Annotated in this window: 19 protein-coding genes; 8 read left to right on the forward strand and 11 right to left on the reverse strand. The window is 41.2% G+C overall.

The window, feature by feature from the left end:
- Positions 1 to 328: 328 nt before the first annotated feature.
- The 8 genes from BM308_RS10940 to BM308_RS10975 all read right to left on the reverse strand — a co-directional run bounded on the left by BM308_RS10940 (position 329) and on the right by BM308_RS10975 (position 9722).
- Positions 329 to 1936: a mannitol dehydrogenase family protein gene (locus BM308_RS10940; protein WP_074945211.1), complete on the reverse strand. Its 1608-nt coding sequence runs from the start codon at positions 1934 to 1936 to the stop codon at positions 329 to 331.
- A 12-nt stretch (positions 1937 to 1948) separates the two neighbouring features.
- The gene (locus BM308_RS10945) at positions 1949 to 2995 is read right to left on the reverse strand and encodes a zinc-dependent alcohol dehydrogenase (protein ID WP_218152564.1); all 1047 of its coding nucleotides are present in this window, start codon (positions 2993 to 2995) and stop codon (positions 1949 to 1951) included.
- A gap of 46 nt (positions 2996 to 3041) precedes the next feature.
- Positions 3042 to 3611 (reverse strand): DUF6553 family protein, encoded by a 570-nt coding sequence (locus BM308_RS10950; RefSeq protein ID WP_074945213.1) that lies wholly within the window; start codon positions 3609 to 3611, stop codon positions 3042 to 3044.
- Between the two features lie 13 nt (positions 3612 to 3624).
- Positions 3625 to 5226, reverse strand: coding sequence for a xylulokinase (locus BM308_RS10955; protein ID WP_074945215.1), 1602 nt, complete (start codon positions 5224 to 5226; stop codon positions 3625 to 3627).
- Positions 5227 to 5332: 106 nt separating this feature from the next.
- On the reverse strand, positions 5333 to 6280 hold the full coding sequence (locus BM308_RS10960; protein WP_074945217.1) for an ABC transporter permease: 948 nt from the start codon (positions 6278 to 6280) through the stop codon (positions 5333 to 5335).
- Positions 6281 to 7795: a sugar ABC transporter ATP-binding protein gene (locus BM308_RS10965; RefSeq protein ID WP_074945218.1), complete on the reverse strand. Its 1515-nt coding sequence runs from the start codon at positions 7793 to 7795 to the stop codon at positions 6281 to 6283.
- A gap of 70 nt (positions 7796 to 7865) precedes the next feature.
- A complete protein-coding gene (locus BM308_RS10970) occupies positions 7866 to 8894 on the reverse strand; it encodes a sugar ABC transporter substrate-binding protein (RefSeq protein WP_074945220.1) in 1029 nt (342 codons plus the stop codon).
- A 48-nt stretch (positions 8895 to 8942) separates the two neighbouring features.
- Positions 8943 to 9722, reverse strand: coding sequence for an SDR family oxidoreductase (locus BM308_RS10975; RefSeq protein WP_074945221.1), 780 nt, complete (start codon positions 9720 to 9722; stop codon positions 8943 to 8945).
- A 263-nt stretch (positions 9723 to 9985) separates the two neighbouring features.
- On the opposite strand from BM308_RS10975, the gene BM308_RS10980 reads away from it, so the two are divergent.
- Positions 9986 to 11158 (forward strand): ROK family transcriptional regulator, encoded by a 1173-nt coding sequence (locus BM308_RS10980; protein ID WP_074945223.1) that lies wholly within the window; start codon positions 9986 to 9988, stop codon positions 11156 to 11158.
- Between the two features lie 45 nt (positions 11159 to 11203).
- Positions 11204 to 12166, forward strand: coding sequence for an aldose 1-epimerase family protein (locus BM308_RS10985; RefSeq protein ID WP_074945224.1), 963 nt, complete (start codon positions 11204 to 11206; stop codon positions 12164 to 12166).
- Positions 12167 to 12279: 113 nt separating this feature from the next.
- On the opposite strand, the gene BM308_RS10990 is transcribed toward BM308_RS10985, so the two are convergent.
- Complete coding sequence (locus BM308_RS10990) at positions 12280 to 13329, reverse strand: sugar ABC transporter substrate-binding protein (RefSeq protein ID WP_074945226.1); 1050 nt, start codon at positions 13327 to 13329, stop codon at positions 12280 to 12282.
- A 409-nt stretch (positions 13330 to 13738) separates the two neighbouring features.
- Positions 13739 to 15070 carry a glycoside hydrolase family 1 protein gene (locus BM308_RS10995; protein ID WP_074945227.1) on the reverse strand — a complete coding sequence of 444 codons (1332 nt, stop codon included), beginning with the start codon at positions 15068 to 15070 and terminating at the stop codon, positions 13739 to 13741.
- A gap of 804 nt (positions 15071 to 15874) precedes the next feature.
- Between BM308_RS10995 and BM308_RS11000 the strand changes: the two genes are divergently transcribed.
- From BM308_RS11000 to BM308_RS11015, 4 genes are all read left to right on the forward strand, one after another.
- Entirely contained in the window at positions 15875 to 17341 is a 1467-nt protein-coding gene (locus BM308_RS11000; protein ID WP_074945229.1) for an MFS transporter, read from the forward strand.
- A 194-nt stretch (positions 17342 to 17535) separates the two neighbouring features.
- On the forward strand, positions 17536 to 18903 hold the full coding sequence (locus BM308_RS11005; RefSeq protein ID WP_074945230.1) for an MFS transporter: 1368 nt from the start codon (positions 17536 to 17538) through the stop codon (positions 18901 to 18903).
- Between the two features lie 119 nt (positions 18904 to 19022).
- Complete coding sequence (locus BM308_RS11010) at positions 19023 to 19529, forward strand: deoxycytidylate deaminase (protein WP_074945232.1); 507 nt, start codon at positions 19023 to 19025, stop codon at positions 19527 to 19529.
- A gap of 57 nt (positions 19530 to 19586) precedes the next feature.
- Positions 19587 to 20360, forward strand: a complete 774-nt coding sequence (locus BM308_RS11015; RefSeq protein ID WP_074945233.1) for an SDR family NAD(P)-dependent oxidoreductase — start codon at positions 19587 to 19589, stop codon at positions 20358 to 20360.
- A 649-nt stretch (positions 20361 to 21009) separates the two neighbouring features.
- Here BM308_RS11015 and BM308_RS11020 read toward each other — a convergent pair.
- Positions 21010 to 21783 (reverse strand): endonuclease, encoded by a 774-nt coding sequence (locus BM308_RS11020; RefSeq protein ID WP_074945235.1) that lies wholly within the window; start codon positions 21781 to 21783, stop codon positions 21010 to 21012.
- 178 nt (positions 21784 to 21961) lie between these two features.
- Between BM308_RS11020 and BM308_RS11025 the strand changes: the two genes are divergently transcribed.
- Together BM308_RS11025 and BM308_RS11030 are read left to right on the forward strand one after the other, a co-directional pair.
- Positions 21962 to 22441, forward strand: coding sequence for a hypothetical protein (locus tag BM308_RS11025; protein ID WP_074945236.1), 480 nt, complete (start codon positions 21962 to 21964; stop codon positions 22439 to 22441).
- Between the two features lie 71 nt (positions 22442 to 22512).
- On the forward strand, positions 22513 to 22749 hold the full coding sequence (locus BM308_RS11030) for a hypothetical protein (protein ID WP_074945238.1): 237 nt from the start codon (positions 22513 to 22515) through the stop codon (positions 22747 to 22749).
- The last annotated feature ends 128 nt before the right edge of the window (positions 22750 to 22877 follow it).

Consider the following 22877-nt stretch of genomic DNA (forward strand, 5'->3'; position numbering starts at 1 on the left):
ATATCAAGTTTATCAACAATTGTACTTACGAGTCTGACGGGATCTGAAGGGGAGATAAAATCACCAATACAAGGAGGAAGTAAGGCTAAATCATCTTGAATATAGGGTTTGAAAAGATCTTCTTTATCCATAACGATATTACCAATAATATAACTCTTTATATTATTAAGTATAGTATATTAACTTTGTATATCAAGGAAATAGATAAAGATTTAATATAAAAATATTATCAATAATGTTAATAAAACCACAAAATTTAGGTAAAAATAGAGGGCGACCTTTTTAGTCACCCTCTTAAATATGAGGAGGTTATTGAAATTTACCGTGATTAAGAAAGATATTTTTTAAGTGTCTTGCGTACAGCACCTTGTCCTTCAATCAATTCCTTTACTATGCTTTCAATTTTATTTCCAAGCTCTGTACTGTATAAATCCAAACCGAAAATATTCTCATTTGAAAGAATCGGTTTTAGATTATCTTTAACTGAATCCGCATCACCAAGTTTGACCTTAGATAATAGACCGGTAAGCTCGTTCAGCATAGGATCAGGGGACAGCTCAAACTTTCTGCCCTCATCATCTACTGCAAGCAGATATCTTATCCAGCCTGCGATAGCCAGCGGCAGAGCTATAAGCTTATCTGTACCGTCAGTCTTAATATGTTCCTTGATGGTATGTCCAAAACGAATACCCACCATCTGAGAAATATCCACTGCAATTCTGGCTGAAGTATCTCCCATATAGGCATTAGGGAATCTTACATTCAGAACTTCATCTAAAAATGCCTTTGGTGAAAGAATCTTAGGATCTTCAACTACAGGTAGACCTTCAACATATCCAAGTTGCTTTGCAAGCTTTGAAAGTTCAGGATCTTTCATACCGTCTGCGAAGAAGGTATAGCCTAAAAGACAGTCATAGGTACAGAGCGCGGTATGAATCGGATTCAGGCAGACGGTAACCTTCATACGTTCTGATTTGTTGACAGTCTCTCTGTCGGTCATGAATACTCCGGCCTTTTCAAAAGGTGGTCTTCCGTTAGGGAAGGAGTCTTCAATCACAAGATACTGAGGAGCTTCTGCATTGACAAATGGGGCAATATAGGTCTTTTTGGAGGTTACGAGAACATCCATATCCTCAATGCCCATATCCTTGAGATCTTTTGATAGAGCCTCTCCTGGACGTGGAGTGATTTTATCGATCATTGACCATGGGAAGGATACCTTCTTTTCATCTCCGGCGTATGCCAGAAACTCCTTATCCAAATAGCCTTTTTCTGTCCATTTCTCTGTCATTTCAAGAACACTTTCACGAAGTTTCTTTCCGTTCTGAGAAACATTGTCCATAGATACCAGAGCTAAAGGTGAGGCTCCTGACTTATAGCGTCTGTATAGCATTGAAGTTACAATTGCCATGGCTCCGACGCATTTATCCGGACCGTTTTCGATATCGTTTTTAACGTATGGAAGGTAATTGCCGTCAGCACCTTTAAGGGCATATCCTTTTTCGGTGATGGTAAAGCTAACAAGCTGCAGTTCCTTATTGCAGAAGATTTCCTCAAGACGCTTCATTGCAGCGGCATCTTTTGTATCAGCCTTCAGTGCCTCGCAAAGTGAGCCTAGAATGCTGAAATCTCTTTTTCCATCCTGATGCAGGGTAGCTGCCAGCACCAGATTGTCAAATGGTCTGTAAATCTTATCAACTACATCATAGTCAAAAGTTTCAACACAGGTGATACCTCTGTCTAAGAGCTTCTCCGCGATAAGTTTGTCGGCAATACCGCCGATAAAGATTCTGAAGATGTTTCCGATTCCCAGATGAACCCAGCGAGGTGAAGCCACGGTTTTACGGGCAATCTCTCGGACGTCATAGGAAGGGAGCTTTACTCCCTTTGACTCCCAGAAATCCTTATTTTCAAGTGTGGCATATGAAAGTTTCATGGATAGATTTCCTTATTCTTCGGATGGATCAACATCAATTAAAACTTTCATGGTGCTTTCACGATTGTTATCAATATATTCGTAGGCCTTGTTGTAGTCAGCAAAAGCAAACTTGGCACTCTGAAGAGGCTTGAGCTTAATCTTGCCTTCATTTACAAATCTAATGGCGTCAACGAAATCCTCATGACGGTACATCATGGAGGTGTTCAGATCCAGTTCTGAGTCGTTGAGTTTTGCCAGATCAACATTTGCTTTCTTACCGAATACTGCAACGAGGATAATGGTGCTGCCTTTTCTTGCATTCTGAATAGCCTGATCCATGGTGATATCAGTACCGGCACATTCGTAGATTACATCAGCCTTATCAGGACCGAAGGCTTCTACCAGAGCCTTTGCATAGTCATCCTTCATGGTGTTGACAACATAGTCAGCGCCTAGTTCCTTAGCAAGAGCAAGTCTGCCGTCAGAAATATCTGTTGCAAATACTTCCTTGGCACCTAAGGCCTTTAAAGACTGAATCAGAAGAATTCCGATAGGACCGCAGCCTAGTACAACTGCCTTGGCCCCCTTTAAATCAGGGAATCTCTTGGCGGCATGTACGGTTACAGCCAATGGCTCCATCATGGCACCCTCAGAGTAGGTCATCTCCTCTGGAATTGGAGTGATTTTGCTGGAATCTACAGCAAAGAACTCGCTTGCGGTACCGGTGGTCTGGAAACCCATAACCTTCAGCTTTTCGCAGAGGTTGTATTTACCGTGAAGACATGGATAGCATCTGCCGCAGAATACCTGAGGCTCGATGATAACCTTCTGGCCAATCTTCAGATCCTTGACATACTCTCCTAGCGCAACAATCTGTCCTGAAACTTCATGTCCCTGAGTAACAGGATATGAGGTGTATGGGTGTGAGCCGTGATAAACATGGATATCTGAACCGCAGACACCGATTTTCTTTATTTTGACCAGAACCTGATCCGGACCTACCTTTGGTACAGGAACATCTCTGAATGTTATTTTTCCTGGGGCAGTCATTACCTGCTGGATCATTGTGTCTTTCATTTTTTTTACTCCTTAAGAATTTTTTTTATCGGGATTTTTCCCTTATTTATTTTTTGAAATCTCTTTCCAGTTCCTGGAATCTCTCTTCACAGGATGGCTCGTAGGCTATAAGCTCGGCATAACAGGCGTCACACCAGAGCTCTAGCTCCTTTTCAAGTCCGTAGACTCGAGCTATGCCTCGTGACATTTTCCAGATATCCTCAGTGGTTCTCTGGAATTTCTCGTCATCTGAGGCCTTCTTAAGACCAAAGAAGCTTGAGGCATACTTGGCGCTTCTGCAGGTGGACAGATATCTGCGTACCGCATTGCGCATTTCAAGATACAGTTCCTCTCGCTGCTCGTCTGTAAGCGGTTCTCTTAAAAAGAACTCATCTATGGTCAGATTAACCTCGCGCAGAGTTGCCTTCTTTAAAAACTTGCGGCGGTATAGACCAGGCAGATAGACGCATTTGAACAGCCACAGATCAGCGATACGGTCAGGTTTGCGTCTGAATTCAAAACGTTTTTTGTATAATTCGCGACGGAAACTTGGCTTATCCTTATCTATCTCCTCTAAAAGAGCCTTTCTTTTCTCGGGATCTAGTTCTTCAAAATACTGTCTGATCTGTTCTTCCATTCTTATTCCTTATTTACCAGTTCATTGCTCTGATAGCGGCCTTTTCAACTTCTAGACCTGCTACATAATGACGGGTAAATGTTTCAAATCCTTCAACCTCTTCAGGAGTTGCCATAATTACTTCTCCCTTGAGGTTCTTAAAGATACGGTTATTGAGGAAATCCTCAAGCTTACCTTCCTTTTTGCCGTCTGCAAGATAGGCTGCCAGAAGGGCGATACCCCAGGCTCCGCCTTCAGAGGCGGTTTCCATCACTGCTACCGGAGTGTTGATGGCTGCAGACAGAATTCTCTGCATTACTCCTGGGGTCTTGAATAAACCGCCGTGACCTAGAATCTGTTCAAGCTTAACTCCTTCATCCTTAAGCAGAATATCCATACCCAGCTTTACTGCACCCAGAGAGGTATAGAGATTTGCTCTCATGAAGTTTGCCAGATTGAATTTACTGTCTGGCATTCTTGCAAACAGAGGTCTGCCTTCGTTGATAAAGGTGATATTCTCACCTGAATAGTAGCCGTATGACAGTAGTCCACCGCAGTCCTTATCTCCGGTCAGGGCATGGTTGTACAGCTTGTAGTAAAGTTCTCCTGTATCTGCCTTGATACCCATCAGATCACAGAACTCCTTGAACATCATTACCCAGGCGTTAAGGTCGGTAGTTCCGTTGTTGGCATGGGACATTGCACATGGGAAACCTGATGGAGTAGCCACCATATCGATTTCTCTGTAGACCTTGGAAAGCTGTTTCTCTAAGACCACCATCGCAAAGGAGCTGGTACCTGCTGAAAGGTTACCGAAGCGAGGGGCAACACTGTTTGTGGCTGTCATGCCGGTTCCAGCATCCCCCTCAGGCGGACATAAAGGAATTCCTGCTTCAAGCTCACCTGTCTTGTCTAATAGTTTTGAACCCTCGGCGGTTAGTTTTCCTGCATCATCACCTGCAACCAGAATCTTAGGGAAAACTTCTCTCAGTTTAAGCTTTGAGCCCTTTGAAGACAGCAGAGCATCAAACTTGTCTGCCATCTTCTGATCGTAATCTTTAATTTCTGAATCGATAGGGAACATACCTGCGCCATCACCGATTCCGATAACCTTGCAGCCGGTCAGCTTATAATGAATCCAGGCAGCAAGGGTAAATACTGAAACTATCTTTTCAACATGTTCCTCTTTGTCTAAAAGTCTCTGATATAAGTGAGCTACTGACCATCTTAAAGGAATGTTATAGTTAAACAGTTCTGTCAGTTCATCAGCTGCAGCTGTTGTATTGGTATTTCTCCAGGTCTGGAATGGGGCCAGCTGTCTGTCATCCTTATCAAGTGCAATGTAGCCGTGCATCATGGCACTGATACCTATGGCTCCGATTTTCTTTAAGGTAACCTGGTATTTGTCTGAAACCTCTTTTTTCAGGTTTGCATAGCAGTCGCTAAGTCCGTTTAAAGCATCTTCAAGGGAATAGGTCCAGATTCCGTTTACAAGAGAGTTTTCCCACTCATGAAATCCTACTGCCAGCACATTGCCTTCGTAATCTGTTAATACACCCTTGATTCTGGTTGATCCCAGTTCAATTCCTAATGCTGTCTTTCCTTCTGTTATAACTGTAGCAACTGACTTATCCATACTTGTTCCTGTTTGTTTAATTGATTGAAATTTATTATTTTTTTTATCTGTTTTGTTTTTTCAGTCCGGTACAGAGCGCGGTACCGGACTGTGATTGAGTTATGTCTTATCTCTTGCGACGCTTCTTGGACATACAGTCGATACCTACGGCTACAGCCAGTACCAGACCTTTTACCACCATCTGGGTGTATTCACTAACGTCCATCAGAATCATACCGTTGGTCAGGGAGCCGATAATCAGCACACCTGCGATAACACCTGACATGGAACCAACACCACCGTATACTGATACACCGCCCAGTACTACACAGGTGATAACGTCGAACTCAAGTCCTTTACCTACAGTGCTCTGTGCTGAATTTGCACGTGACAGCAGCACGATACCGGCTAAACCAGCAAAGAAGCCCGAGAAAGCGTAGATCAGGTACTTAACGCGGTTTACTCGGATACCTGAAAGCTCTGCAGCCTCCTCGTTACCGCCGATAGCATAGAAGTAACGGCCGAAGTAGGTCTTGTTCAGAATGAAGCTGCCCAGGGCAAAGCATACAATCATCAGAATTGCGCAGATTGGCAGGAAGTCAAAGGCTGACCAGCGTCCGAAGATACCGAAGTCTGAATCAAAGCCTGCAATTGGACGACCACCTGAAATCAGATAGGCAACGCCTTCAAATACAGTCTGAGATGCGAAGGTTGCAATCAGTGCAGGAATACCTACCGCTGCCACCATTACTGCATTGATAAGACCGATACCGGTTGCCATAATCAGGGAAATTGCCACTGCAACCCACATGTTGACGCCGGCAGCTACCATCAGCCAGGCGCAGACTACGTTCACCAGGGTGATGATCGAGCCGATTGACAGGTCGATGTCAGCAATCAGAATAACGAAAGTCATACCGATTGCAGCAATTCCATAGTAGGAAACCTGACGTGAGATGTTGATGATGTTTCTTCCTGTAATAAAGGTTCCATCACTGGCTATTGCGAAGATGATGATTTCAGCGATGAAAACCAGCCAGATTGCGTTCTGTTTTAAAAAGTTTGCGTTTAACATTTATCGAGACTCCTTTGCCTCATCAGTGATACCGGATGCATACTGCATAATCTTGTCTGAGTCGAACTCATCTTTCTGTAGTTCACCTGTCATGCGATTTTCTGCAAGAACGATGATGCGATCCGACATACCCATTAACTCTTCCATTTCTGATGAAATCATCAGCACACTGCGTCCTGATTCAACCAGCTCATTGATAAGCTTGTAGATTTCATATTTGGCACCTACGTCAATACCACGGGTTGGTTCATCGAAAATAATCAGTTCACAGTCAGCGGCCAGCCATTTGCCTAGAATAACCTTCTGCTGGTTACCGCCGGAAAGATTCTTAACAAGCTGATTCAGTGTAGGACACTTAATCTGGATTTCCTCACGGTACTTCTGAGCGATTTCCTTCTCCTTCTTGGAGTTGATGACACTCAGCTTGGAAATACGCTCGTATATAGGCATATTGATATTGTTCTTGATGGAGATTCCTAAAAGCGCACCATGACGTTTTCTGTCTTCAGGTACCAGTGCAATTCCCAGATCAATTGCCTCTCTTGGAGTCTGAGGATTTATTTCTTTGCCGTTGAAAATAATGGTTCCGGATTCTTTTGGCTTAGAACCGAAGATAATCTCTGCAAGCTCTGTTCTGCCTGCACCTACCAGTCCTCCTAAGCCTAATACCTCTCCTGCATGAAGCTGAAGTGATATATCCTTATCTCCGTTTCCGGTAACATTCTTTAGCTCTAATACCACCTTATCCTTGTTTACGCAGTTCTTGCGAGGAGGATATTTCTGAGTAAGCTCACGACCCACCATCAGTTTGATAAGCTCATCAACTGTGGCCTCTGGGGTGATTAGGGTGGTTACGTATTCACCGTCACGAATAACCTCGATTCTGTCTGATAATCTGAAGATCTCTTCAAGACGATGTGAAATATAAATGATGGATACGCCCTTCTTTCTTAGAAGCTCAACTACCTTAAACATATTCTCGACTTCGTTTGAGGTAAGAGGAGCACTTGGCTCATCCATAATCAGAACCTGTGCGTTCTGCTGTATTGCCTTGGCAATCTCAATCATCTGCTGGTAGCCTACAGTAAGATTCTTTACCAGCTCTTTTGGATTGATTTTAATGTGCAGCTGATCAAAGGCCTTCTGGGCTTCTCTTTCCATCGCTGCTCTGTCAATTATCATTCCCTTGCGGATTGGTCTGCCTAAAAATAGGTTTTCAGCTGCAGAGAGTTCACCAACGTTGTTGAACTCCTGATAGATAACTGCAATGCCGTTCTCAGCTGCAAGCTGTGGACTCATTCTGTCGAATTCTTTTCCGTTGACACGGATTTTTCCTGATGTTGGAATCTCAGCACCGGTACAGCATTTGATCAGTGTGGATTTTCCCGCACCGTTCTCGCCTATAAGACCTAACACCTCTCCTTTTCTAAGTCTGAGAGTAACGTCTTTTAAGGCAACTACACCAGGGTATTCCTTTCTTATATGTTCAAGTTCCAGAACATAGTTCTCGCTCATTCCCAATCTCCTTATGTAAGCCTTCCCAAAAAACAGGGAAGGCTTTTAGTTCTGTTTGGTTATTTATATATTATTTCATTCCAGAACTGATTTTCTCTACATTTTCCTTGGTAATAGGAGCTACGCCACGAATTACGTTATGCTCTGGAAGTTTGTTCTCGAGAATTAAAGCGAACATGCTTGCACAGCTGGTTGCTGTATCTACGTCTGAACCTTCAAAACCGATGATGCCCTTAGCTGGGTAGGTAGGATCTGATAGATGCTGTAACTGCTGCTTGGTTACGTCAGTTGTAAATACACCCATATCCTCTGGGATCTTGCCGTTTGTTGCGATCTGTAATGCTTCATCTGCACCAATCATAGGACCAGCACCGATACCAGTTACAACCTTGCAGTCTGGTTCACGCTGTAAAATAGTCTCGATTGCTGTCTGAGCCTCGTTTGGACGAAGAGCAGCCTGACTTGCAACAATCTCATACTTGCCATCAGCAACCTTCTTCATACCCTCACGGATACCCTCTTCACGCTCTAGAAGGATCTTGGTCTGTGGGAAGCCTAGAACTGCAACCTTTGCCTTCTTGTCTGCACTGTAGTGCTCATTGATGAAGTTACCAGCAAGCTCACCGATTGCAATACCCAGGTTGGTGTTGTTTAGAATCCAGTTACCGTCGGTATTGGTCATAGGATCATCCCAGCACATAACCTTGATACCCTGCTTTCTTGCTTCAGCACATGCATCTTCAACTGCAGCTGCATCTGATGGGTGAACCAGAATGAAGTCACAGCCTGAGGAAATGAAGTTCTCGATCTGTGCTACCTGCTTTGCTGACTTGTCATCACACTCAACAATAGTGAACTTTGCACCGTTGGCACTTAGAACATCTTCTAAAGCAGCCATAACGCCAGCCCAGTATGCGTTACGCAGTGACTGAATGGTAATACCGATCTTCTTGCCTTTTAATGCACTCAGATTTGCCTTTGCATAGAACTCAGGACTTGCCTGAATACCCTGGGTTTCGCTGGTGGTTGCAGCGAAGGAAGGGGCTGTAAATGCTAAAGTAGCAGCGCAGAAAAGTGCGGATAATAAAGTTTTTTTCATTTGTATACTCCATGTATGTTTGTGTTTGTAGTACTCTTGCGAGCGAGATTAGAAACAGGTGAATGCACCATCAACAATTACATCTGAACCGGTTGTAAATGAGCTTGCATCACAAGCTAGATATAAGGTTACAGACTGTAATTCTTCTGGTTCGCCTAAGCGGTGCATTGGAGCCATCTCATTCCAGGTCTTGATTAGTGGAATCAGAGTTGGGCTTGCCTTTACCAGTTCAGTGCCGATATAGCCTGGGCTGATTGAGTTAACTCTGATACCGTGCTTTGCCCATTCAATAGCTAAAGACTTGGTTAACTGAATTACACCTGCCTTTGATGCGTTATATGCACACTGTGGCTGTGGAACGTTAACGATATGAGCTGACATTGAAGCGGTATTGATGATTGAGCCCTTGATACCCTTGCGGATCATGTACTTACCAGCTGCCTGTGCAGTCAGGAAAACACCGGTCAGGTTGATATTGATAACCTTGGACCACTGCTCAAAGGTCATTTTATCTGCTTCTGCATTGATACATATACCTGCGTTGCAGAATGCGATATCCAGTCTTCCAAATTCCTGATCGATAACGTCTATCAGATTGTTAACGCTATCAGGATTGGTTACATCAGTCTTAACAGCAATGCTTTTTACCTTGTACTCCTCGCTGATGAATTTAGCGGTTTTCTGTGCCTCTGCCTCATCAAGATCAGCGATTACGATATTTGCTCCTGCCTGAGCAAAGCCCTCTGATACAGCTTTACCAATGCCGCGGGCACCACCGGTCACAAAAGCGGTTTTACCTGTTAGTCTGAATTTATCTACTAGATTCATGAAGAAACTCCTTACAAATACGTGTGTTTGTTAAATATGGAATATTATTTTTGTAAATTTCCTGTAAAATACTTTAACAAAGTTGTTTTAATAAAGTAACTTTTATTATATGACTTTATATAAGTAATTTGATATAAGTCAAAAAACAATAAAATTACCCTTAAAAAACGAGATATAAATCATGTTTTATGGCTTTTTTCGATTTTTTTGGCACCGGCTATACGGTACATTATTTTTATGAAAGCTATAAAAAGGATGTGGATGTGAACGATTATTATATAGACCCTAAAAAAGCAAATAAGGAAAGGATATTAGGGCTGTTCTTCCTGCATGAGGCTCTCTCAAAACCTCAGATTGCAGAGCTCACAGGCTTCAGTCTTCCAACCATTAACGGTCATATGAAAGATCTTGAGAATATGGGAATGATTGGTCCTGGTGAACTTATGGATTCCTCAGGAGGCAGACCTGCAATTTCATACAGACTTCTTCCTAGATCAAAACTTGCTCTTGGCGCTGAGATCAGAAAGGATTTTGTGAAAATCTGTCTTTGTGATTTAAAAGGCGAGGTGGTGAAGCTCTGGAATATAGGCATCGAATATAAGAATGAGAAAGCCTACTCCGCGAAGCTTAACAGTTTACTTAAGGAAGCAATTTCAACCTGTGGTTATCCTCTGGACAACATACTTGGTATCGGTGTTGCCATACAGGGTGTGGTCAACAAGGCTGGAACCGAGATTATATTCTCAAAGATCCTGGATACCTCAGAGCTTGATCTTGAAATAATTAAAAAGGATATCTCAATTCCGGTCCGTCTGTGTCACGATGTCAAGACTGCAGCCTTAGCAGAACTGTGGCACAACCGAAAGATATCCAACGGCATTTACATAGCGATGTCAGAACATCTTGGAGGTTCCCTGATAAAAAGCCGCTGTATTGAACACGGCCGTTCCGGATATGCCGGTTCCTGGGACCATGTGACCTTTTCAAACAAGGGAAAGCTCTGCTACTGCGGAAAACGCGGCTGTATTGATACCTATTGTAATTTTGAAACCCTGTTTGAGGGAGAGAGCATTCCTGATTTCTTCTTTAAGTTAAGAGAGGAGAAATCCAAAGAATATAAGCAGCGCTGGTCCAAATATCTGTCAACCATTGCCTTTGGTCTGTATCAGGCCTGGCTGATTCTAGAGCGACGAATCATTCTAGGCGGGGAGCTGGCCATGTGGCTTAATCCTGAGGATGTGGCCTTTGTTGAAAGTGAAATTATCAACAGGAGTACCTTTACCTGCAGACCTGGCTTTGTGATTAAGGCAAATGTAGAACATCATGCCTGTGCCATAGGTGCAGCACTGCCATATCTTGCTGAGGAGATCCCTGAGCCGGTAAGACCTATTGAGGCCTGGTCAAGCTACTGCAAAACAGAAACAACAGAATATTAAGCTTTAAAAGATAAAAATATATACATTTTTCAAGGAGTAATTTAAATGAACCCATATATTGGTCACGCTTCCCAGCTTTTTGGAGTTGAAGAGCATCGTCTTGTCGGCGGCAAGGGAGATGGAATGCGTATTTTTGAAATACACAACGGCAAAGGTATTGATCTGACTGTCTGTGCTGATCGCTGTGCCGATATTTCAAGACTTCGCTTTAAGGGACAGAACCTGAGCTACATGACAGCCTGCGGTTATGTTGCACCTGCATACTATGACAGCATCGGAGCCAACTGGTTAAATTCATTTACTGCAGGATTTCTGACCACATGCGGTTTCCAGAATGTCGGTATTCCAAATGAGGATGAGGGTGAAGAACTTTCACTGCACGGATCAATCGGCAACACTCCTTGTGAGCACATCTATTACCGTGAAGAAGGAGATGAACTCAATATTTATGCAACAGTTAAGGACGAGACTATTTTCGGCCGCAAACTGGTTTTAGAGCGTAAGATCAGTGTATCCACCAAGGAAAACGTCATTGTCATCACCGATAAGATTCTGAACACCGGAGACAAGGATGAACAGGTTGGTATCCTTTATCACATGAATATGGGCTATCCTCTTTTAGATGAGGACAGTATCATCACCATTCCATCAACCCAGGTTATTGCCCGTAATGCTCATGCCCAGGAAGATATTGAAAACTGGATGAAGGTTGAAAAACCAACCCCTCACTATGAGGAGCGCTGCTACTATCACTACTTTAAGGATGGCAACGGTTATGCCTCAATCGAGCAGCCAAAGACCGGCATGAAGCTTGAGATTTCCTACGATGCAAAAGAGCTTGATCATTTTGTTCAGTGGAAGATGATGGGCGTTCGTGATTATGTAATGGGACTTGAGTGCGGAAATACTCTGCCTGAGGGCAGAGCTGAAATGCGCAGACGCGGTCAGCTCAAGTTTGTAAAACCTGGTGAATCCTTAGATTACAAGGTAACCATAAGATTAAGCTAGTCTGATGTTCTACTCCGTTGTTGCAGCATATCATTTCAACGGAGAATTTAAGGCCAGTGAGATAAAACTCACTGGCCCTTTTTGCGTCTTAATATCTAAGAGTGTTTCTACACTTATTTTGCAAGTTCTTTCATCAGGAATTCAATATCTCGCTTTTTGAAGGTCTTATAGTTTTCCTGTGTAATCAGTCGCTGAGGGGTAACCACTACACGAGGGATCTGCTGTCCTTTAAGAATTCTTGCTACAACCTGTACTGCGATAGCTCCTGTAACTTCAGGGAAGGAATCAACTGTTCCGGTAAGCTCACCCTTTTCAATTGACTCATAAGCTGAGGCAATACCGTCGGTTCCGAAAACTGCGACCTGGCCAAGTTTGCCCAGTTTCTTTAAGCCTTCAACTGCGCCGAGGGCCATGATATCGTTGTGACAGTATATACCGAGGATATTCGGATGCTTTGCTACAATCTCCTCGGTCAGTTTCCTTGCGTCTTCAGACAGCCAGTTGCCGCAGACCTTTTCAACAACCTTGAAGTCATGATTCTTTTTTAGGGTATTGATAAAGCCGCGTGAACGCTGAGTGGTTGCATATACCAGAGGTAGACCTTCAATTACAGCAACCTCGCCTCCTTTTGGATAATTTGCTATGAACCACTCAGCTACATCCATACCGTTGCGATAATGCATACCGCCAACAAAGTAGCGGGTCTGAGGTACGACCGCATCAGAAACATTAATAAAAGGAATCTTTGCTCTTAAAGACTCTTCAAAAGGCAGCTGCAGGGTAACATTGGTCTGAGGAGAAGCCAGAATAGCAGTGACGTTCTTTGCAAGAAGAGTCTCTGCAATATTCAGCTGACCTAAAGGATCGTCCTCATTTTGAGCTGCAATATAGTCAAGCTTTATTCCCATTTTCTTAGCCATATACTTATAGCCGATGCCGATGTTCTGCCAGAACTCAATTTCCTTGGTCTTGGCAATTGCACCGATAACAGTATTCTTTGGAAAATCAGGTACTTTTCCATATTTCTGGTCAAGCTTGGCCCAGTTGATGCGATCAGCCTCTGTATCCGGACTCAAATCGGAGATCTGGGCTGAAAATGCTGTAAATGAGGTTAAAACAAGAGAGGTTACAAATAATTTAAGGCCGTTTTTTAGGTTTTTCATAGACCACCATAATCAAATCAAACAGGGCAGAGACTGGAAGTAGCCTTTGCTCAGGGAACGATTTTCTTAATTGAAGAAAGCATATAAGGAAATTCACCTTGAATTATAGGATAAGTTTTTTGCATGTAAAGCATAAAATGACTAAATCCTAAAAAAAATATGTGGATTATAACTGATATTTACAGCTTTTATGTGACTTTTATAAAGCGACTTTTATAAAATGCTTATGACTTTTATAAAGTGCATAATTTACATAAAAAGAAAATAACTTTCAGACAATAGTAAGATCTCTTTTAAATATTGAAAATTTATTTCCGTACAGAATAATCAGAAAAATAAACCACCTCCATGATTTGAGTATATGCCAGGGAGGTGGTTCTATCCTGTAGGATTTTCTAAAAATGCGAGCTTAGAGGTTGGCTCCGTTGCTTTCAATTACCTCTTTATACCAGTAGGCCGAATCTTTAAGTGTTCTTTTCTGTGTTCTGTAGTCTACATATATCAGACCGAATCTTGGATCATAGCCTTCTGCCCATTCGTAGTTGTCCATGACAGACCAGTATATATAGCCTAAAAGCTTATAGCCTTCATCCATTGCCTTCTTTGCTGCCAGTAGATGTCTGTGGATATAGTCAATTCGCTGCGGATCATGAACCTTTCCGTCAAGCATTACAAAATCATTGTTACACATGCCGTTTTCAGTGATCAGCACCGGCAGCTTGTATCTCTCATTGAGGAATCTTATAGCCCAGAACATGCAGTCTGGATCAATCGGCCAGTCAAGAGAATTTCTAGGACAGCCTATGTATTCGTTGGTCTCATAGGCCTTATTTCCTTCCTTGTGTCCGGCAGTGATGTATATGTTGAATCCTAAGAAATCCAGAGGCTGTCTTAACTCTAAAAGTTCTCCGTAGGTGAAAAGAGGTTTTCCGAAATAATCATCAAGACCTACAGGATTTTTTCCAAGGATAACTGGATCAATCCACCATCCGGTAGAGAATGGTCCTTTGATATCGTTCGAGAATGTCTTCTCATAGGCGATTCTGATTGCCTCTTCTGAATCATTCTCAGGTTTAAAGATAGGTCCGGTTGGAGCAAAGCCTACTACTGGATTGGTCTTTGCATATTCCCTTATGACCATTACAGCTCTTGCATGGGCGAAGAGCACATTTCTTGTACATGGATACAGGGCATCCTTATCGTGAAGGAATGGTGCATGGGTAGCACCAAAGTAGCTGATACCGATAAAGCAGTTAGGCTCATTGATGGTCATCCAGTATTTAACTTTATCGGATAAAGCATCGACTACAACCTTGACATACTGTTCAAACCATTCTGGAGATTCGTCATTCTGCCATCCACCTTTCTTGTATAGCTCATAAGGCAGATCCCAGTGATATAAAGTAATCATTGGTTCGATACCTGCCTTTAGCAGTAAATCTACAAGTTTTCTGTAGAAATCCAGTCCTTCCTTATTAACTGTGCCGGTACCTTCTGGCATGATTCTTGGCCAGCTTACAGAGAATCTGTAGTATTTGAGACCGATTTTCTTCATGTTCTCAACGTCTTCCTCAAGACGATGATAATGGTCACAGGCTACATGAGGGGAATCATTATGTTTGGTATGTCCATCATAAAGAACATCCCAGATGCTTAATCCTTTTCCGTCTTCATTGTAAGCTCCCTCGATCTGAGCTGCTGCAGAAGCTGCTCCCCACATAAAATTTGAGTTGAATGCCATTATTATCCCTTGTGTACTCTGTTTAACCTTATGATTTATAAAGTAAAAATTTATCACACATACTTTATAAGACTATTTATTTCGGTTTTATCCAATTATACGTTTAGTGCAGATTAAAAAATTAGAGGCTATCGGTAAAAGCCGCCTAAAAAAATCAATCAGCTACTGCCGACAGAAATACATATTCTGATGTTTTTCTGTTGTGTAAAAAGAGATCAACTTCGCTAACTTTTTGTTATATGGTTCATTTTTCTGAACTTTTTTTGATAATTTTACACAAATCTCTTTAAAATCAATATGAAATATTTCATGAAATATTTCATATTATAAAATAATAAAATCAGTAAGTTAAAAATACAATTGTTTAATAAAAAAATATTTTTATGTGCTCTAATGTGATCTATATCTAATAATTCCGGACAATGATCCTATATATTACTTTACGAAAAAATGAATATTTTTTTTGGGGCATGTTTTTCTGATACCACAGAAAACATTTCCAGCAGATTAAAGTTCTGCTGTCATACTGTCTCGATATGAAATGATGATTCCTACCAGATATCTTTTCATTTTCCGCTTCCGGCGGTTCTGAGGGTCCCTTATAGAATTGCACCTTCAATTGCAGTCCTTCAGATTTTACTTAGAAGAACAGGTTTAATCCGGTTCTTTCTATCTTGCAAAAATATTCAGACTATTTTTTTTATAAAACAAAAGGTTATTCCTGAATTTACTTCGGGTGGGGCTTTTTTACCTGATTGAAAAATAAACACACGTTACACAATATGGACACAGGAGCCAACTTAGATGTCATTCCAGTTGCTTTTTAATCGAAAAGACAAACCACTTCCAATCGGCTTTGTCGAAAAATTCTCTTATGGCTTAGGTGATTTTGCCAGCTGTATGCTGTATGTCGCCACTCAGGCATTTTTAATGTTCTATTACACCGAATATGTTGGTGTGAATATAGGAATGGTTGCTGCAATCATGCTTGCCTCAAGAATCTTTGATGGTTTCTCTGATATTATCATGGGACACCTGATTGAAAGAACCGAATCAAAGTACGGTAAATCCAGATCCTGGATCCTAAAGATGCTGATCCCTTACGTACTCGGTGCAACTTTGCTATTCTCAGTCCCTACAAATATGGGAGACTTTGCAAAGCTTATCTATATCTTCTTCTCCTATAATTTTGCTATTACCTGTGTCTATACAGCAATCAATCTGCCATATGGTGCTATGAGCACTATGATGACTCAGGACAGCTATGAGAGGACCATCATTGTTATCTACAGAATGGTATTGGCTGCAGGCGGTTACGCTACAATTACCTCTGTTACCATGCCGCTGGTGAAGTTCTTTGGTAACGATGCCCGTGCCTGGACCTATACTTTCCTTCTGATCGGTCTTGCCGGCGCAGTAATGTTCTTCATTACCTTCTTCTTCTGTCATGAGCGTGTTGCCTCCCCAGTTCCAGCTCCTGAAAACCGTAATTTCAGAAAGTCAATCAAGTGTGTATTCCAGAATAAGTACTGGTTAATGCTGACCCTGGCTTTCGTCTTTGTATGTACTGCTGATGTAACCTTCAGCTCAGTAAATATCTACTACTGCAAGTATTTCTTAAATGATGACGGTCTGATTGGTCCATTCGGTCTTATAAGTACAGTTGGAAGAATCGGTACCATGATTTTTGTTCTTCCTCTGGCCCTAAGACCATTTGGTAAGCGTAACTGTCTGATTATTGCCTGTTTTGTGCTTCTGTTTGCAATCTCCTTAAGACTGGTAATGCCTCACAGTGTAAATGCCTTCTATGTAAGCTCCTTACTCTGGGGTATTGGTCATGGCTTTACCTATTCAACTCTGTTTGCAATGATTCCTGACACCGTTGAGTATGGTGAGTACAAGGATGGTGAAAGACATGAGGGGTACATCTACGCCGGTGCTTCTTTCGGAACAAAAATCGCTGGTGGTTTAGGTCCGGTAATCATGGGGCTAATCCTTGATTTTGGAGGATATATTCCAAATGCAGCTGCTCAGACTGATGCTGCCAACAATGCAATTCTTATGACCTGTACTGTGGTACCAATGGCAATTTTCGTTCTGGCTATTATTGCTATGATTGGTTACCACCTGGATAAGGAATATCCTCAGATCCTAGAGGCACTTGCCTTACGTAAAAAGAACACTGAAGAGTCTGCTGTAACCACTGAAGAGGTAACAGAACTTGCTCCTAAGGGAGATCCTATTTCCGGAGAAGTTTATCTGAACTCTTAAACAGAACTGCTTTTCCTGTAAAGAATGAGTCTCGGAATTCAAGTTTCGGGACTCTTATTTATTGGTGCAATAGCCCAAAAAACTGCTGTCTCTGAGCTGTTTGTTGAGCTAATTCCTAGAACAAATGACAGGATAGAGCTAGAATATTCTGTAAATACAGAATATTAAACAGAATTTAAGCTGATAAAACTAAAATGCCGTTTGTCCGTTTTCTGATCCTGGCCGTCTGCATTAATTCTTTCTGCGGCTCCTTTATGGGATCATCTATTTTTATTGCAATACCCGCTCTGTCCTCAGATTTTCAGGTTCCTCCTGAATATATAACCGCTGTTATCAATGCCTATGTGATTGCGGTTACCGCATTTCTGGTCCCAACCATTGCTATTGTTCAGAGAATAGGGCATAAAAGAGGATTTGTTTTTGGCTCTCTGGTTTCTGCTATAACTTCCGTTTTAATTGCCTTATCTCCGAATTTCTATGCACTGATCGCCTTCAGAACTCTTCAAGGACTGTCGAATGCCTTTATCTTCAGCACAACCTATGCTCTGCTTATAGATAATATCGATAATAAAGCCAAGGGCAGCGCCATTGGCATGACCACCGCCTGTGTTTATGCCGGTATTTCCTGTGCCCCTTTTTTAGGTGGTTTTCTGACTGATTCCATCGGCTGGTGGGCTATGTTTATTATCAGTGCCTGCGGTAATTTCACGGCAGCTCTTTTATGTAGAAATATTCCGACAGATACACCTGAACCACATAAGATACCATATCTTAAGGGAATACTGTCTCTTATAGGTTTTGTTACTTTCTTTACAGGTCTATCCATGTTTATCAACAATCAGGATGGCCTGTATCTCCTTGGCGTAGGCATTGTTCTCCTATTTATATATGTGTATAGAGAACTTACCACCAGAAATCCGCTTTTGAAAATCAGCATGGTGATTGAGAATAAGATCCTTAATGGAAGTCTTCTAAGCTCGATGTTCCATTATCTTGCGACTTTTGCCATAACTATGCTTCTGTCTATGCATCTGCAGCTTATCAATGGTTATTCTGCCTCAATGGCAGGTATAATTCTGGTGATTCAGCCTGTGGTTCAGTGTCTGGTTTCTCCTTTTGCAGGGAAGGCTGCGGACAGATTCTCTCCTCATGTGATTTCTTTTATCGGTCTTGTGATCTCTGGTTCGTCTCTGTGTATTCTGAGTTTTATAGAACCTAGAACACCATTTTATATAATTGCTATTGCTCAGCTCTTATCCGGTCTTGGATTTGGTCTGTTTTCCGCACCAAACTCAACTATAATCATGAGCTCGGTTCCACGTGAATACTATGCCATGGGCTCAGGACTGCAGGCATTGGTTAGAAACAGCGGTATGGCTTTCTGTATGGCTATGGTAACTTCGGTGCTGTTTTATGCCATTAACTCTGAGGAAGGAACCACCTTATATATAAGAGAGTTATCAGCTGCAATGCAGATCATCTTTACTCTATCTGCGATTCTGACCTTAATTTCTGCACTGTTTCTGTTAAGAAGTTTTAAAGCACATAGACAAAAGGCTTAAAAATCAGATTGAGATGATATTTTACTGAGAATCTCTCCACGCTTTGAATTTCCTGTAATTTCTGTGTTCGGATAACTGTGCTAGTATGCAAAGATACGATAAGTTTTTAGGAGATTAAAATGCAGGAAGAAACAGCCTCATCTAACGAACAGCATCCTGTCAGTCTTAAGTGGATCCAGCGTTATTTTAAAATTGCCGAGCAGGTAAGTGCCTGGTCTAAAGATCCATCCTCAAAAATTGGAGCCATCATTGTTGGAGACAAAGGTCAGATCATCTCTCAGGGGTATAACGGCTTCCCTCGTGGCGTTATTGACAGCGAGGATAGATACAATCAGCGTGAAATCAAATACAAGCTCGTAGTACATGCTGAAATGAACGCTATTTTAAATGCTTTATACAATGGCTCTTCAGTAGATGGTGCTACCCTGTATGTTCACAATCTTCCGGTCTGTCATGAATGCGCCAAGGCCATTATTCAGGCAGGGATAACCAGAGTTTATATCGATACCAATATCAATGAGCGCTGGCAGGAGAGCTGGCATTACACCAAGACCATGTTCTCTGAGGCAAAAGTCGAATGCTACTACTACAATGATGCAGACGGCTCAATCACCAGACAGTGCTAGCCGTTTCAATCGAAAGGTTGATATTTTTTACTGAATATAAAACATGAGGAGTTTAAAGTGAGTCTTTACAAAACAGTTCTTGTCACAGGTGCCTCTGCCGGTTTTGGCTATGCTATCGCGGAACTTCTTGCTAAAAATGGCTATAAGGTTGTTGCCTGTGCCCGAAGAGCAGATAAGCTGAAAGCTCTTGCTGAACAGAGTTCAAATATCTATCCATTTGAACTTGATGTGACCGATGAGAAGAGTGTTGAATCAATTCTGTCCAAGCTTCCTACTGAGTTACAGAAGATCGATGTACTTGTTAATAACGCCGGTCTTGCTTTAAGTCAGGACAAGGCCTTTGATTGTAAGGTTGACGAATGGAAAACCATGGTTAACACCAATATCAACGGTCTTTTATACATGACCCATGCACTGCTTCCACAGATGGTGAAAAGAAACCATGGCTACATTATCAATATCGGTTCAACTGCCGGCTGCTGGCCTTATACCGGAGGAAATGTCTACGGTGGTACCAAGGCCTTTGTTGAACAGTTCAGCCGTAATCTTCGAACAGATCTCAAGGAGACTGCTGTTAAAGTAACTGTTCTAAAGCCGGGCCTGTGCGGAAATACCGAATTCTCTAATGTTCGTTTCCATGGAGATAATGCCAAGGCTGATGCTGTATATACCGATACAAAGTCCATTGGGCCGGAGGATATCGCCAATACTGTGCTGTGGCTATTAAGCACACCTGCTCACATGAATGTCAATGACATGGAAATCATGCCTGTCTGTCAGACCTATGGTGGACTTGCGGTCACCAGAAAACTTAATCTTTCCGAGATCTGATTTTCATTTTTTCTCTGAGATGCTGATACTTTGTCAATTTTTGTCAGCATCTCTGCATCTGTATTCTATATTATGCGTCATTTTGTTAGATATTATACAAAAGTGAATTCTGTCATACTTTTTATGCAATATTTTTTTGCATAAACTTCTTGCATAAAATCTTAGATAATGACATAAATGTCAGCTTTGTAAAACGAGCCTTTTGCTTTATTTGTGTGCAATATATCATTCAGATTAAAAAGTTAATGCGAAATTCTTTATAATTTTTTTTAATGACAAAAATATGCAAGTTCGTCAGTATCTTTCAAAAGGTTTGTAACTAGTTTTAGAAACAAATGTGAATATTTTTTACAAGAAAAGATGTGTATATGTAGTTAAAAAATAAGTGTAAATCGTGTACGCGATTTAATTTTTTTTAATAAAGTGCTAGGATAGTCGGGCTATTAAAACACTGTAATAAAAAAATCAGGTATGTGTAAAAATGTTTAAAAATATAGTTTCTTCTATTCTTTCTATTGGAATTCTTGTTTTATCGACTGTCTGACTGCAGACCGTAGAGTAGAAGTCTTTTTATCAGGAAAAACTGCTAAATAAGATCAAAACTGATTGAAGTTCATACTCTCCATCCTTCTGATGGAGAGTTTTTTTCTTACATACTCTCCTTTTTCACTCCAGAATGCGGATGCTTAATCCTAAGCTCACACTGCTCGGTTACAAAAGGATTGTCATTTCCCTGAATTCTTTTAATCATATAATTGCGCTTACATTCATTATCATCAACCTTATAGGTTCTGCTCCACTGTCTGTAGAGTCTCAGATGCTCCAGATCTAAAGGCAGGTTGTAGCGTGCATTCATATATAGATAGGCTCTGGCTATAATTCCTCTGGATCTTGCAGTAGGTTGTACCAGATATTTGTTTTTATTAAAATACATTCTGCACTGACCATAACCTTCTGGATTATCTGCATCGGATAGCTTATCCACAAAGGCATAACTGCTTCTGTCCTTATTGATTTCCCCGATTGCAGGATAGAGATTGTGAAGGTCGGATTCAATCAGATTAAAGATCTGGTCAGTATCCTCACAGTTGCTGCGACCTTTTCCTTTCTCGACACTTTTCCAGCAGTTCATTTTATGGGCAAACTCCCATACCGGAACTATATGCTCCGCCTCAATTCTGTTGCCTCTTTCATAATCACCGGCTATCTGATAGCCACAGCTTTGAAGATCAGGTTTATACCCTCCGCTCTTGGGAAAGATGATATCACAGCCACAGTATAGTGTTGTTGGCCTGTTAAGTTTACTGAAGATTATAACCATCTGTTTTTTGGCTTCGCGGAAGTTAGCTGGGCGCTCATCTGATTGTGCCATAGCAGATGGAAGAAAGAGGAGTAGGGCAAAGAGGGTAACAGGTATTCTCATGACTTATGGGTAATCTCTTTGTTTATGGATACGAATTATATAAGGAGTATAGAGGAGTTTTCTTAGAAAAACTCTATTACAGGTTACAGGATTTAGTTACTAACGTTTTACTATGTTTTCATTTGTAATATCTCAATAATCAATTTTATCCGGAAAATAAGATTCTTTAGGAATTCAGATGGAAAAGGACGAGGAAAAATCAAATTCATTTCAAATCGACTTTCTTTTTAAGAAAATGGAATCCATTAACTATCCTCAGTTTTACAAAGTCGAGTCCGAATTCTGTTCTCTTTTTTCAATGGATAATCGTAAGTCAGAACTTCCTGTTATCAATGCCTTTCTTGTGGTATCGAACTGGTATGCAGCATCAGAAAGAAGTGGTGTATGGACATATTATGAAGCGGAAGATCCTCAGAAGATCAAAAACGCTGTTGACTTCTTAAATAGTAGAAGGGATATAGACCTCGCTGACATTCTAAGTAAAGGTATACATGATTATCAGAATCCTAAATATGCTAAGAATTTTGATTATCCTGAAAAATGGCTTGCAGATTCGGATGAAATAGATGATTGGATCTCTGAATACTCTGATTATCTGCAAAAATGGCTATACGATTTACTGATGGAAAACAGGGAATCAATTTCGAGTCTTTTCTAGATTTATAAAGGAATTATTATGAATAAACGGTCACACATTGTGTGCTCTGTGATTAACTATAGGAATAAAGAATGGACAAAGCAAAAAGACTAAAGGCTCTTGCTGGTTACAAGGAGATTTTCGATCTGTATTTAAGGCGTCCGATGACCACTGAGGAACAGCAGATTTTCGATGACTGCATGGAATGTAAAATCAGTTTTGATGAATATAAGGACAGACTGATTCAGATTACCATTGAACAGGGAAAGAAACTGACGAATCTTTTCACTGAAAATAACAAAATGAACAAAAAGGCAGAAGCAGTCTAACATTCTGTATTTGTAACGTAATTTACGACAAAAAAAAGAGGGTGACTAAAAAGGTCGCCCTCTATTTTTACCTAAATTTTGTGGTTTTATTAACATTATTGATAATATTTTTATATTAAATCTTTATC

This window comes from Succinivibrio dextrinosolvens (assembly GCF_900116345.1).
GTDB classification, from domain to species: domain Bacteria; phylum Pseudomonadota; class Gammaproteobacteria; order Enterobacterales; family Succinivibrionaceae; genus Succinivibrio; species Succinivibrio dextrinosolvens_B.